Below are 13979 nucleotides of genomic sequence, written 5' to 3' on the forward strand. Positions count from 1 at the left end.
TTCGTTGCTCCACTTCGCGGGGTCTTGGCGGCGGCGATGGTGCGGTACGTTGCGCGCAGCGAGGGTCGGCGGAGGGGGAGCGTGACTGTCAACCGCAGTGATGACGGGTGGGGCGGGGTGCGCGAGAGCCTCGACGCGACCGTTGACCGGTTCGGCGACCTGGTTCGGACGGCCCAGCATCCGGCGGCATTGGCGACCGCGCGCTGGTCGATCGTCGACACCGCCGCGCACGTGGTCGCCATCGCCGCGCTGTACACCTCGATCGTCCGGCCTGGTACGGCACCGTCCGCGCTCGCGGCGCCCGCGATCGGACATCAGCTCCAGGCGACCACCATCGACACTGTGTCCGACCTCAACGACGTGGTGATGCGGCACTTCACCGAGCGCGACCCGGAGATCCTGACCCAGCGGCTTCGCGCCGATGTCGACCAGATCCTCGGTACGACGGAGAACGTCGATCCCGCGACGCCGGTGCCCTGGCTCGGTGGCTCCCGACTGCCGGTCGCCGCTGTGCTGGCCCACCTGCTTAACGAACTGCTGATCCACGGCTGGGACATCGCCCGGGTGGCGCGGCTCCCGTGGTCCATCCCGCCGCGGGACGCGGCACTGTACTTCGACCTGTTCCTGATCGGGTTGCTGACGAATGACCACGGGCGGCTGTTGGACTCGGCGGAGCCGGTTCGGGCGGGCCGGATCGCGGTCGAGTTCCGCTCCGCGTACACGTCCACGACGACGCTGGTGCTGCGGGACGGCCGGGTGTCGGTGGACGAGCCCGGACGCGACCTGGATGTACGGGTGTCCTTCGACCCGCCGACGATGAACCTGATGATGTTCGGGCGGATCAACCGGTCGCGTACTCGCCCGCAAGATCGTCATCGGTGGCCGCCGTCCGTGGCTGCTGCCCCGGTTCCTGCGGACGGTGCGGGCGCCCGCCTGAACGGTCGCTGGCCGGTTGCCGACCGAGGGCTGCCCTCCAGCGGTGTGGAGGACAGCCCTCGAACGGATCGGCTGGGTCAGGCGACCGAGGCGGGGAACCGTTCCCACACCCGGTGCGCGGCCATCAACTGCTGTACCGCGGTCAGCGCCTCGGCGCCCGAGCCCGCCGCCACGACGCCCGGGGTGCCGGCGACACCGGCCTGCTCCAGCACGGTGACGCCGGCGCCCCAGGCGCCGATCGCCTTGGCGTGCCGCCAGCACTCCTCGACGAGCAGCAGCACGCGGGGGTCCACGGTGGCCGGGGCAGGACTGCCCGCCTTGGCGTCGCGGGCGGGCAGGGCATCCGGTGCGGGTGCCGGTGCTCCGGCCAGCAGGACCGCGTCGAACTCGACCGACCGGCCGGTGGCGAAGGTGCGCTGCACCGACAGGTCGCCCACCATGCCGCCGTGCGGGGCGATCAGCAGCGGCACCATGCCGGCGTCGAACACGGCCCGGCGGACCTCGTCGACGCCGTCCAGGTCGCCGTCGGGGTCGACGACGATCCCGACCGTGCGGCCGTCGCTCGGCCACTCCCGACCGACCTGCGACAGCGCCGGGCTGGGCGTGACGTCGGGGAGCGGCACGGTCGGCTGCGGCGCGGGCAGGCCCAGGCCGGTGGCGACCTGCTCGCAGAGCACCGGGTCGATGTTGGCGAGGCTCTGCAGCTGACGCTCCTTGATCGCCTGGTGGTAGCACTTGCCCAGCTCGAAGGTGTACGCCCGGATGATGTGCTCCTTCTCGACCGGCGACATGCTCAGCCAGAACAGGCGGACCTGGCTGTAGTGGTCGTCGAACGAGGCCGGGTTCGCGCGTACCTTCGGTGCCTGCGCGACAGTGACCGGCACGTCGACGAAGGCGTGCTCGGCGTCACCGGCCGGGAACGGGTTGCCGCCGTCGAGCGAGTTCGGTCGGTACGGCGCGACACCCGCGTGCACGGCGTGCTGGTGGAAGCCGTCGCGCAGCATGTCGTTCACGGCGGCGTGCGGGCGGTTGATCGGGATCTGCGTGAAGTTCGGCCCGCCCAGCCGGGTGAGCTGCGTGTCGACGTACGAGAAGAGTCGGCCCTGCAACAGCGGGTCGTTCGTGACGTCGATGCCCGGCGGCAGGTGACCGAGGTGGAAGGCGACCTGTTCGGTCTCGGCGAAGAAGTTCGTCGGCGTCCGGTTGAGCACGAGCCGCCCGACCGGCTGCACCTCGGCCAGCTCCTCCGGCACGATCTTCGTCGGGTCCAGCAGGTCGATGCCGGCGAAGGTCTCCTCGGGAGTGTCCGGAAAGACCTGGATGCCCAGCTCCCACTCGGGGTACGCGCCGGCCTCGATGGCGTCGTAGAGGTCACGGCGGTGGAAGTCCGGGTCGATGCCGCCGATCAGTTGCGCCTCCTCCCAGGTCAGCGAGTGCACGCCCAGCTTCGGCTTCCAGTGGAACTTGGCCAGCACCGTCTCCCCGGCCTCGTTGACGAGGCGGAAGGTGTGCACGCCGAAGCCCTCCATCGTCCGGTACGAACGCGGAATGCCCCGGTCGGACATGTTCCAGATGGTGTGGTGCTGCGACTCGGTGTGCAGCGACACGAAGTCCCAGAAGGTGTCGTGGGCGCTCTGCGCCTGCGGGATCTCCCGGTCGGGGTGCGGCTTGCCGGCGTGAATGATGTCCGGGAACTTGATCGCGTCCTGGATGAAGAAGACCGGGATGTTGTTGCCGACCAGGTCGAAGGTGCCCTCGTCGGTGTAGAACTTGGTGGCGAAGCCACGGGTGTCGCGGACCGTGTCGGCCGAACCCCGCGAACCGAGCACGGTGGAGAACCGGACGAAGACGTCGGTCTCGCGCCCCTTCTTGAGGAAGCCGGCCCGGGTGACCGCCTCGGCGGTGCCGTACGCGGTGAACACACCGTGCGCGCCAGCGCCCCGGGCGTGCACCACGCGCTCCGGAATGCGTTCGTGGTCGAAGTGCGTGATCTTCTCGCGTAGGTGGTGGTCCTGCAGGAGGACCGGGCCGCGCGGGCCGGCCTTGAGCGAGTGGTCGGTGTCGCGCAGCCGCGCCCCGTTCGCGGTCGTGAGGTAGGCACCCTGCTGACCGTTCGCGATCGTCGGCGCGCCGGTCTCCGCGCCGGTCGGCGTGCGCGTCTGCGGCGCACCCTGTTCCGGCTTCGGCGGCAGCGGGTCGTGCGGGGTCGTCGGCTCCTCAAGGGGCGGTGGCGCGCTTCCCGGCGCACCGGGGACGTCCGGGGTGAGGGCGTCGGCGATCTTTCCTGAGGCGGTCTTCACGGCGTTCTTGACCGCCTCGGCGGGCTTGCTGGAATCCACTGAATGAACCTCTCCATGGCGCGTGTGCGGGCCGGCGCCTGCCCTGCTACCCCAGGTCAGAGGGTCGAAACACGACTCATCTCGGCATCCTGCCCCGGGACTGGTGATTTCGCCGATGCCGGGATCGGCGGAGCAGCCAAAACTGACACACGTCGATATCCCTCGACTCTAGGGAGTGCCCGACGTGTCCTCACCAACCACCACCCGTCCCCGTTCCGTCGCAGCCCGTGCCACCCGGCTCGCGCTGGCCGCCGTCCTGGCCGCCGGCGGCGTCCTGGCCGGATCGTCCGGCGCCGCCCAGGCAGCGAGCCCGTACGAGCGGGGCCCCGCCCCGACCACCGCGATCCTGGAAGCCAGCCGCGGCCCGTTCGCCACGGCCTCGCAGAGCGTGTCCTCGCTGAGCGTCACCGGCTTCGGCGGCGGCGTCATCTACTACCCGACCAGCACCAGCGAGGGCACCTTCGGCGCCATCGCCATCTCACCCGGTTACACCGCCGCCTGGTCCAGCATCAGCTGGCTCGGACCCCGCATCGCCTCGCACGGCTTCGTGGTGATCGGCATCGAGACCAACAGCCGGCTGGACCAGCCGGACAGCCGGGGCCGGCAGTTGCTCGCCGCGCTGGACTACCTCACCGAGCGCAGCTCGGTGCGTACCCGGATCGACAGCAGCCGACTCGCGGTGGCCGGCCACTCGATGGGTGGCGGTGGCACCCTGGAGGCGGCCTCGTCCCGGCCGTCGTTGCAGGCCGCGGTGCCGCTGGCACCGTGGAACACCGACAAGAGCTGGTCCGAACTGCGGGTGCCCACGCTGATCATCGGTGGCGAGAGCGACACCGTCGCGCCTGTCGCGTCGCACTCCGTGCCCTTCTACAACAGCATCCCGGCCTCCGCCGAGAAGGCGTACCTGGAGCTGAACGGGGCGAGCCACTTCTTCCCGCAGACCACCAACACGCCGACCGCGCGGCAGATGGTGGCCTGGCTGAAGCGGTTCGTCGACGACGACACCCGCTACGAGCAGTTCCTCTGCCCCGGCCCGAGCGGATCGCAGATCGAGGAGTACCGCAACACCTGTCCCAGCGCCTGACGGCGGTCACGGGGCGGTCGCCGCTGGCGGCCGCCCCGTCCACGTGCGCGCAGCGGCATTGAAGGTCTTGACGCCAAACCCGAGAAACGTACACTGCGAGTGTAAATAAACACCCGCCACGACAGAGGGATGGGTGATGGAGCGCGGCCTCGAACTGCACCACATCGGCGTCCGTTTCGGCGGCCTCACCGCCCTCGACGACGTCTCCCTGCGGGTGCCACCCAGCCAGGTGGTGGGCGTCATCGGGCCCAACGGCGCCGGCAAGACCACGCTCTTCAACGTGATCTGCGGCTTCGTCGCACCGGAGACGGGTTCACTCACCCTCGACGGCCGGCCGCTGCGACCACGGCCGCACCGGCTGACCCGGCTCGGCATCGCCCGGACCCTGCAGGGCACCGGGCTCTTCGCCGGGCTGAGCGTGCTGGAGAACGTGATGACCGGGGCGTCACACACCGCCCGCGCCGGCTTCGTCCCGGCGCTGCTCGGGCTGCCGGCCAGCGACCGCGACGAGCGCCGGCTCCGCGGGGAGGCCCTGGCCATCCTCGACGAGCTGGGGATCGCCGGGCACGCCGAGGCCGCGCCGGCCACCCTGCCCTTCGCCGTACGCCAGCGGGTCGCCCTGGCCCGCGCGCTCGCCGCCCGGCCCCGACTGCTCCTGCTCGACGAGCCCGCCGGTGGCCTCGGCGCCGACGACATCGCCGAGCTGGCGGAGCTGGTCCGGCAACTGCCCCGGCGGGACAGCGACCCCTGTGCCGTGCTCCTGGTCGAGCACCACATGGACCTGGTGATGGCCGTCTGCGACGAACTCGTGGTGCTCGACTTCGGCCGGGTCATCGCCGCCGGCACCCCGGACGAGATCCGCGACGACCCCGCGGTCACCGACGCGTACCTCGGTGCCACCGTCGAGGAAGAGGTCTCCCCGTGAGCGCGAGGAGTGAGCCGGGTTTGCGAGCCCCGCAGTCGCGAACGAAAGGTGGCACGCCGTGACCGGCACCGACCTGCTCGTGGTGCGGGGGTTGGTCGCCGGTTACGGTGCCGCGCCCGTGCTGCGGGCCATCGACCTCACCGTCCCGGCCGGCACGATCGCCGCGGTCGTCGGCGCCAACGGCGCCGGCAAGACCACCCTCCTGCGCGCGCTCAGCGGCATGATCCGCCCGGCCGCCGGCCAGGTCCTGCTGGCCGGGGAGGATCTTCGGGGTACGCCTGTGGAGCAGCTCGTCCGACGCGGCATGGCGCACGTCCCGGAGGGCCGGGGCGTGATCAGCGAGCTGACCGTCGACGAGAACCTGCGGCTGGGCGGGTTGTGGCGGCGCGACCGGGCCGACGCGGGGCGGGCCCTCGACGAGGTCTACCAGCTCTTCGAGCCGCTGGCCCGACGCCGCCGGCACCTCGGCCACCAGCTCTCCGGCGGTGAGCGGCAGATGCTCGCGCTCGGTCGGGCCCTGGTCGGCCGACCCCGTCTGCTGCTGCTGGACGAGCCGTCGCTCGGCCTGGCGCCACGGGTGGTCGCCCGGACCATGGCCCTGCTGCGCCAGCTGCGCGACCGCACCGGCCTGACCGTCCTGCTGGTCGAACAGAACGTGCGCAGCGCGCTCGCCGTCGCCGACCAGGGCGTCGTGATGTCCCTCGGTCGGGTGGTGATCGCCGCCCCGGCGGTGCAGCTGCGCGACGACGTCGACCTGCGCCACGCGTACCTCGGTTTCTGACCACCACCTCGTCCCCCGGAGGGAGAACTGTTGGACCGCTTCGTCTTCCTCACCGTCGACGGCCTGTCCCGGGGCGCGGTGTACGCCGCGTTCGCACTGGCCCTGGTGCTCATCTGGCGGGCGGCGCGGGTCGTCAACTTCGCCCAGGGGGCGATGGCCGTCGCCGCCGCGTACGTCGCCTACACCGTCAGCGCCGCGACGGGCTCCTACTGGCTGGGCTTCGTGGTCGCGATCGTCGCCGGCCTGCTGCTCGGTGCGCTGGTGGACCGCGTGGTGATGCGGCACGTCGATCACGCCTCACCGCTTAACCCGGTGATCGTCGCGCTCGGGCTGGTGCTACTGATCCAGGCAGTGCTGGGCATGGTGTACGGCAGCGAGTTCCGCCCCGCCGAGGCACCCTTCAGCCGGTCCGCCCTCACCGTGGGCGGGGTCGCCGTGCTGTCCCCGTACGACCTGTTCGTCTTCGCCACGATCGGCGTGGTGGTGAGTGGCCTGGCCTGGATGTTCGCGCGTACCCCGGTGGGGTTGCGGATGCGCGCGGCGGCCTTCGCTCCGGAGGTCTCCCGGCTGCTCGGGGTCAACGTCGGTGGCATGCTGACCCTCGGCTGGGCGCTCGCCTCCGGGGTCGGCGCGCTGGCCGCCATGCTGGTCCTGCCGACCGAGTTGGGCCTGCACCCGCACGCGATGGACCTGGTGTTCGTCTCGGCATTCACCGCGGCGGTGGTCGGCGGGCTGGACAGTCCACCGGGGGCGGTGGTCGGTGGTCTGGTGGTGGGTCTACTGCTCTCCTATGTGAGCGGCTACGCCGGCAGTGACCTCACCCCGCTCGCGGTGCTGGTCCTGCTGCTGGCGGTGCTGCTGGTCCGGCCCGGTGGGCTGTTCGCCCCGGTCGCGGCGAGGCGGGTGTGAGCGCCACGAGGGCGGCCCTGCCGCCGACACACCAGCTCGACGACCCGGGCGGCCGACCGGTCGACCGGCGACGCGGCTCCACCCTGCTGCGTCACCTCGCGGTGGTGCTGGCCGCCGGATTGCTGCTGGTGATGCTCAGCTACGCCGTCGAGCCGTTCCGCAACTTCCAGCTCGCCACCGTGGCCGCCTACCTCTGCGCGACTGGCGGCCTGACCGTCCTCACCGGGCTCAACGGTCAACTGTCGCTCGGGCACGGCGCGTTGATGGCCACCGGGGCGTACACCGTGGCGTTGTGCCAGACCGCGTTCGCCGACCGGGGCATGACCGGCGGCTGGTTGCTGCCGCTCTCGCTCGGTGCGGCGATCCTCAGCACCGTCGCGGTCGGCGCGGTGGTCGGTGTGGCCGCGGCCCGGCTGCGCGGCCCCTATCTGGCCGGGGTCACCCTCGCGGTGGCCGTGGTGGTGCCGGCGTTGGCCGTCACCTTCGACGGCGTCTTCAACGGCGAGCAGGGGCTGTCGGTGCCGGTGGAGCCGCCGCCGCTGTCGCTCGGCCCGTACTTTCCCTACGAGCGGTGGCAGCTCTGGGTCACCGGCGCGGCCACCCTGCTCGCCCTGCTGCTGCTGGCGAACCTGATCCGCAGCCGGTACGGGCGTACCTTCCGGGCGGTCCGCGATGACGAGGTGGCCGCCCGCCTCGCCGGCATCCACGTGGCCCGCACCCAGGTCCTCGCGTTCGTGGTCAGCGCCGCCACCGCCGGGCTCGGCGGCGCGCTGCTGGCGGTGCTCGCGCAGAGCGTCTCACCCGGGGCGTTCTCGCTGACCCTGTCGCTGTTCCTGCTGATGGCCGTGGTGATCGGTGGCCTGGGTCGACTGACCGGCGCGCTGTGGGGGGCCGTCCTGCTGGTCGCCCTGCCCGACCTGACCCACTCGGTGACCGAGATGCTCACGCTCTCGCCCGCGCTGGCGCAGCGGCTGGAGGGCAACCTCCCCCTGGCGATCTTCGGACTCACCCTGATCGTCGTCATGATCGCCGCCCCCGGCGGTGTGCAGGGTCTGCTGTCGCGTCTCGGCCGGGCGTTGCTGGCCAGGCGGCCGACCCGGCGTTCCTGAGCTGTCCTCGGTCCGGCCTCGGCCGGGCGCCCCACCACCACACCGTTCCCACAGAAAACCGGACCGAGAAAGGTCGGTGTTTCCCATGCACCGTAAAGCGCATCGTGGCCTCGCGATCGCCAGCACCCTTGCCCTGCTCATCACCGCAGCCGGCTGTAGCGGCGACGACGGCCCCGGCTCCGGCGGCGCGTCGGTGCCGGGCGTCACCGACACCGAGATCGTTGTCGGCACCCACATGCCGCTCACCGGGCCGGCCTCGGCCGGATACTCGAAGATCGCCCCGGCGACGAAGGCGTACTTCGACTACGTCAACGCCAACGGCGGAGTGCACGGCCGAAAGATCACCTACAAGATCATGGACGACGGCTACAACCCGGCGAACACCCAGCAGGTGGTCCGTCAACTCGTCCTGCAGGACAAGGTCTTCGCCGTTCTCAACGGTCTGGGCACGCCGACGCACACCGGTGTGCTCGACTTCCTCAAGAGCAACCGGGTGCCCGACCTCTTCGTCGCCTCCGGCAGCCGCAGCTGGGACCAGCCGGACAAGTATCCGGGCACGTTCGGGTTCAACCCGGACTACACGGTCGAGGGCAAGATCCTCGCCAACTACGCGAAGCGGGACCTGGCCGGGCAGAAGGTCTGCTTCCTCGGTCAGGACGACGACTTCGGCCGGGACAGCCTGGCCGGCGTGGAGAAGGTGCTCGGCGCCGGTGCCGTGGCGGTCAAGCAGACGTACGTCACCAGCAACACCAACGTGGCGCCGCAGATCGGCGCGTTCAAGGCGGCCGGTTGCCAGGTCGTCGTGCTGGCCACCGTGCCCGGCTTCACCGCGCTCTCCATCGGCACCGCGGCACGGTTGGGCTTCAAGCCGCAGTGGCTGGTCTCCAACGTCGGTGCCGACCACCCGACCCTGGCCAAGCAGCTCGGCGCCGCCGCACCGCTGCTGGAGGGCATGGTCGGCACCAACTACCTGCCGATGCAGAACGACACCGCGAACCCGTGGATCCAGCTCTTCACGAAGGTCAACAAGGAGCACAACGGCGACGCGCCCTTCGACGGCAACACCGTCTACGGCATGTCGGTCGGCTACCTCTTCGTGCAGGTGCTGCTCGCCGCCGGCAAGGACCTCACCCGGGAGAAGGTGCTGGACGCCGTGCAGAAGGGCGGATTCCAGGGCCCGGGGCTGGTGCCGCTGCGCTTCTCCGCCAAGGACCACTCCGGGTACGGCGGCCAGCGGCTGAGCCGGGTGAGCGGGGGAGTGCAGAGCTACTTCGGGCCGGCGTACGAGACGGACGAGGCGGACGGGTCGGTCAACGAGTACACGGCCACCCCGGCCGCGCCGCCGGCGAACGGGGTACCGACCGTCTCCTGAGGTTCCGTAGCCCCGACGTCCGACCGGGTGTGGTCCCGCGTGGCCACACCCGGTCGGACGGCTGCGCGCGTGCTGCTGGCGTGGCCTGCCGGCCGATCGTCGGAGGCGTTGACCGATACCGATCGACGCTCCTACTATCTGCACCGTGAATGCATATTCGGGCCGACTCGCGGACCGGGTCGCCATCGTCACCGGCGCCAGTCGGGGCATCGGTCTGGCCATCGCCCAACGCCTCGTCGCCGAGGGCGCGCGAGTGGGTCTGACCGCCCGCCGCCCCGAAGGGCTGGCCGAGGCGGTCGCCACCCTCGGCGGCCCGGCGCACGCCCTGGCGGTGCCGGGGCGCGCCGACGATCCCGCGCACCGGGCCGCCGCGGTGCGCCAGGTGGGCGCGGCGTTCGGGCCGGTGGACCTGCTGGTCAACAACACCGGCATCAACCCGGTGCACGGCCCGCTGGTCGAGCTGGACCTGGCCGCCGCCCGCAAGATCCTCGACGTGAACGTGGTCGCCGCGCTCGGCTGGGTGCAGGAGGTCTGCGCCGCCGGCATGACCGAGCGCGGCGGCAGCGTCGTCAACGTGTCGTCGATCGCCGGGCTCGGCCCGTCGCCCGGCATCGCCTGCTACGGGGTCAGCAAGGCCGCGCTCAACCACCTCACCGCCAGCCTCGCCGTCGAGCTGGGGCCCACGGTGCGGGTCAACGCGGTCGCCCCCGGCGTGGTGAAGACCCGCTTCGCCGCCGCCCTCTACGACGGGCGGGAGGCCGAGGTCGCCGCGCGGTACCCGCTCGGGCGCCTCGGCCTGCCGTCGGACGTGGCGGGCACGGTCGCCTTCCTGGCCTCCGACGACGCCGGCTGGATCACCGGGCAGACCATCGTCTGTGACGGCGGAGTCTCGCTGACCGGCCGAGCCGGATGACGACGTCGGCGGAGCGTCCGTCGCCGCTGATCAACGCCTGTCTAGACTCGGCGGTGCGTCGGCGGACGCCATGGCGGTGAGGGGGCGGGGGCGGATGGACGGGGTCGATGTGGCGGGCCGGGTCGACGGGCGCACCGCCCGCGCCGAGCGGACCCGCGCGGCCATCGTCGAGGCGCACCTCGCGCTCATCTCCGAGGGCGACCTCCGCCCGACCGGGGAACGCATCGCCGAGCGGGCCGGCATCTCGCTGCGCACCCTCTGGACCAACTTCAAGGACATGGAGACTCTCTTCGAGGCCAGCGGCGCGGAGGTGCTCCGCCAGCAGGACGCCGCCTATCGGCCGATCTCACCCGGGCTGCCGTTGGCGAAGCGGGTCGACGCGTACTGCCGGCAGCGGGCTCGGCTGCTCCAGCTCATCGCGCCCTCGGCGCGGGCCGCCCAGATGCGGGAGCCGGTCTCCGAGCAGCTGCACCGCAACCGTCTCAAGCACATCGAACGGGTCCGCGACGAGGTCGAGGAGCTCTTCGCCGTCGAGCTGGCCGCCGCCGGGTCGGGACGGGAGCAGTTGCTCAACGCCCTGGTGGCGGCGAGCATGTGGCAGGCCTGGTCGATGCTGCGCTACGGGCTGGGTCTGGGCGTGGACCAGGCCCGCGCGGTGATGTCCCGGACCGTGGGCGCACTGCTGGCCGAGGTCGCGCCCGACTGATTCCGGCCCGGCCCGATATCGCCGACTCTTTCCATTCGGTTTCCGATGGGTAACACTGGCAGGCATGGTTACTGCATCAAGAGTGCAACTAACCGTGCTGCGTGGCCGGGACGACGAGTGCCGGGCTGTCCGGAGCCTGCTCGACGGCATGACCAACGCCGGCGGTGCCCTGCTGGTGCGCGGAGAGCCCGGATCGGGCCGGACGGCGCTGGTCGGCTACGCCCACCGGCACGCCGAGGGCCACACCGTGCTCGCCGGCAGCGGGCTCGCCGAGGAGGCCGCCCTGCCGTACGCCGGCCTGCAACGACTGGTCGACCCGGTGCTCGACCGGGCCGCCGCCCTGCCCACCGAGCAGCGCCAGTTGCTGCGGCGCGCGCTGGCCGGGGAGGGCTGCCCAGCCGATCGGCAACTGACCCTGTCGATGGCGGTGCTCGGGCTGCTCGCCGCCGCCGCCCGGGACCGGCCGTTGCTCGCCACCATGGACGACATCGACCGAGGTGACCCGCAGACCGCGCAGGTGCTGGCGTTCGTGGCCCGCCGACTGCGGCACCTGCCGCTCGCCGTCCTGCTCACCGCGGACGTCACCGCCAACCTCGACGGGATACCGGCACACCGACTGCGCCCGCTGACCGAGCCCGAGAGCACCGCCGTCCTCACCGACCGGCTCGACCGACTGATCGAACGCGAGGGCGTGGAGCGGCTCCCCGACCGACCCGCCGCGTCGGCCCTGACCGCGTTGGCCACGATCGGCGGCGGCAACCCGCAGGCCCTGGTGGACCTCGCCGAGGTGCTCACCGCGGGACAGTGGCGGGGGGAGGAGTCGTTGCCCGTCGCGCCGCCGGCGGACGGCGCGCTGGGTCGCGCGTACCGCGCCCGGCTGGACCGGCTGCCACCGGAGACCCGACGGGTGCTGCTGCTCGCCGCGCTCGACGAGGACGGCGAGCCGGGCACCCTGATCCGCGCCGCGGCGGCTGCCGGCGCCGAGGTCGAGGCGCTCGCCCCGGCGGAGGTCGCCGGCCTGGTCCGCGTCGAGCAACGCGGCGTCACCTTTCCGCAGCCGCTGGTACGCGCGATGATCGCGGCCAGCGCGCCGCTCGCGGAGCGCCGCGCGGCGCACCGACTGCTCGCCGAGGTGCTGGTCGCGGACGGGCAGCGGCTCCGTCGGGCGATGCACCTCGCCGCCGCCACGGCGGGAGCCGATCCGGTCCTCGCCGCCGAGCTGGAACAGGCGGCGGTCGGTGGACCCGACGGCTGGGCCGCCGCCTCGGTGGCCCTGCGGTGGTCCGCCGAGCTGAGCGACCATCCGACGCTGGCCGCCGCCCGCCTGCTGACCGCCGCCCGGTACGCCTGGGCCGGGGGACAACCCGACGAGGCCCGGCTGCTGCTCGACCGCCTCCGCGCCGTCACCGCCGACCCGGTCGTCCGAGGACGCGCCGACCTGCTCCGCGGTGAGCTGGAGCTGCGCTGCGGCACCGCGTCGAGTGCGTCGGTCACGCTGCTGGCCTCCGCCGCGGCGGTGGCCGGCACCGACCGCGCCCTGGCGTTGGCCGGGCTGGTGCGGGCCGGCGAGGTGGTTTGCTTCACCGGCGACCAGCACCGGTACGCCGAGGTCGGCCGCCGGGCGTCGGCCTTGCGGCGCCCGGACGACCCACCGGCCCTGGAGGTCATGGGCTGTCTGATCGCCGGGGTGGCGGCGACCCTGCGGGGTGACCACGAACGAGCCGGGCCCGCGCTGCGCCGCGCCGTGGTGCTGGGCGGCCGGCTGACCGGTTGGGCGTTGACCCCCACCGCGCTCAGCTGTGCCGCGGCGGCCGGACTGCTGGTGGCCGTGGACGGCGCGGCCCACCGGCTCGCCGAGCGTGCCGTCGAGCTGGCCCGGGAACGCGGCGAGCTGTCCATGCTGTCGCGGGCGTTGGAGCTGCGGGCGGTCGCCGAGTACTGGCTGGGTCGACACGAGGCGGCGGCGGAGACCTCCCGCGACGGGCTGCGCGTCGCCCGTGCCACCGGCCAGGTCAACTGCGCCAACGTTCATCTGGGCATGCTCGCCGTCCTCGCCGCGATCCGGGCCGACCGCGACACCAGCCTGCGGCGGATCCGCGAGATCGGCGAGTCGCCGACGCCGGGCAGTCGTCCGCACGCGTTCGCCGCGTGGGCCCTGGCGGTGCTCGACCTGGTCGACGGCCGGCACGCCGAGGCCGCCGACCGGCTGGCGTCGCTGGCCCGGATCGGCACGGGTCGAGGTCAGGTCCTCGTGCAGGTGATGGCCACCCCGTACCTGGTGGAGGCGGCGGCGCACCTGGCGCACCGGCCGGCGGCGACGGCCGCGCTCGCCGCGTTCGACAGGTGGGCCAGCAGCACCGCGAGCCCGCTGCGCCGGGCCCTCTCCGCGCGGTGCCACGCGCTGCTCGCCCCCCGGGGCGGGGCCGAGGCGGAACGGGATTTCCAGGCGGCGCTGCGCCTGCACCCCACGGAGGCCGGCACGTTCGAGCGGGCCCGCACCGAACTGCTCTTCGGCCAGGAGTTGCGCCGCAGTCGACGCCCTCGCGACGCGCGGACGCACCTGCACCAGGCCCGCGAGATGTTCAGCCTGCTCGGGGTGGAGTGCTGGGCCGAGCAGGCCACCACGGAGCTGCGGGCGGCCGGGGAGTCGATCGGTCCGCCGGACCTGCCCGCGGCGCGGTTGCTGACCGGCCAGCAACTGCGGATCGCCGAGTTGGTCGCCGAGGGCGCCACCAACCGGGAGATCGCCGCCCGGATGTTCCTCTCCACCCGTACGGTCGACCACCACCTGCGCAACGTGTTCCACCGGCTGGGCATCCGTTCGCGGACCGAGCTGGCCCGCGCGTTCACCGCCGAACGGCACGTCGGTCTGGCCTCCGACCGGTGACCGTCCGGTCTGGACGCG

10 protein-coding genes and 1 pseudogene are annotated in these 13979 nt (G+C 72.7%); 10 read left to right on the top strand and 1 reads right to left on the bottom strand.

Features of this window, described 5'->3' with window-relative positions; translation table 11 throughout:
- Positions 1-36 precede the first annotated feature (36 nt).
- Positions 37-549, top strand: a pseudogene (locus tag ACFYL6_RS01035) (maleylpyruvate isomerase N-terminal domain-containing protein); the annotation flags it as partial.
- A 464-nt stretch (positions 550-1013) separates the two neighbouring features.
- Here ACFYL6_RS01035 and ACFYL6_RS01040 read toward each other — a convergent pair.
- Positions 1014-3275 (bottom strand): catalase, encoded by a 2262-nt coding sequence (locus ACFYL6_RS01040; RefSeq protein WP_387165852.1) that lies wholly within the window; start codon positions 3273-3275, stop codon positions 1014-1016.
- 184 nt (positions 3276-3459) lie between these two features.
- On the opposite strand from ACFYL6_RS01040, the gene ACFYL6_RS01045 reads away from it, so the two are divergent.
- The 9 genes from ACFYL6_RS01045 (at position 3460) to ACFYL6_RS01085 (ending at position 13961) form a co-directional block, all read left to right on the top strand.
- Positions 3460-4359, top strand: coding sequence for an alpha/beta hydrolase family protein (locus ACFYL6_RS01045; RefSeq protein ID WP_387165854.1), 900 nt, complete (start codon positions 3460-3462; stop codon positions 4357-4359).
- Positions 4360-4495: 136 nt separating this feature from the next.
- A complete protein-coding gene (locus tag ACFYL6_RS01050; protein WP_387165856.1) occupies positions 4496-5284 on the top strand; it encodes an ABC transporter ATP-binding protein in 789 nt (262 codons plus the stop codon).
- A gap of 58 nt (positions 5285-5342) precedes the next feature.
- Positions 5343-6065, top strand: coding sequence for an ABC transporter ATP-binding protein (locus ACFYL6_RS01055; protein ID WP_387165858.1), 723 nt, complete (start codon positions 5343-5345; stop codon positions 6063-6065).
- A gap of 30 nt (positions 6066-6095) precedes the next feature.
- Positions 6096-6974: a branched-chain amino acid ABC transporter permease gene (locus ACFYL6_RS01060; protein ID WP_387165860.1), complete on the top strand. Its 879-nt coding sequence runs from the start codon at positions 6096-6098 to the stop codon at positions 6972-6974.
- On the top strand, positions 6971-8083 hold the full coding sequence (locus ACFYL6_RS01065; protein ID WP_387165862.1) for a branched-chain amino acid ABC transporter permease: 1113 nt from the start codon (positions 6971-6973) through the stop codon (positions 8081-8083). The genes ACFYL6_RS01060 and ACFYL6_RS01065 overlap by 4 nt, the downstream gene beginning before the upstream one ends.
- An 85-nt stretch (positions 8084-8168) precedes the next feature.
- Positions 8169-9455 (top strand): ABC transporter substrate-binding protein, encoded by a 1287-nt coding sequence (locus ACFYL6_RS01070; RefSeq protein WP_387165864.1) that lies wholly within the window; start codon positions 8169-8171, stop codon positions 9453-9455.
- 145 nt (positions 9456-9600) lie between these two features.
- The gene (locus ACFYL6_RS01075) at positions 9601-10368 is read left to right on the top strand and encodes an SDR family oxidoreductase (RefSeq protein ID WP_387165866.1); all 768 of its coding nucleotides are present in this window, start codon (positions 9601-9603) and stop codon (positions 10366-10368) included.
- Between the two features lie 94 nt (positions 10369-10462).
- Positions 10463-11074, top strand: a complete 612-nt coding sequence (locus ACFYL6_RS01080; protein WP_387165868.1) for a TetR/AcrR family transcriptional regulator — start codon at positions 10463-10465, stop codon at positions 11072-11074.
- 64 nt (positions 11075-11138) lie between these two features.
- Positions 11139-13961 carry an AAA family ATPase gene (locus tag ACFYL6_RS01085; protein ID WP_387165870.1) on the top strand — a complete coding sequence of 941 codons (2823 nt, stop codon included), beginning with the start codon at positions 11139-11141 and terminating at the stop codon, positions 13959-13961.
- The last annotated feature ends 18 nt before the right edge of the window (positions 13962-13979 follow it).

The sequence above is a fragment of the Micromonospora sp. NPDC007208 genome, from assembly GCF_042869175.1.
GTDB classification, from domain to species: Bacteria; Actinomycetota; Actinomycetes; order Mycobacteriales; family Micromonosporaceae; genus Micromonospora; species Micromonospora foliorum.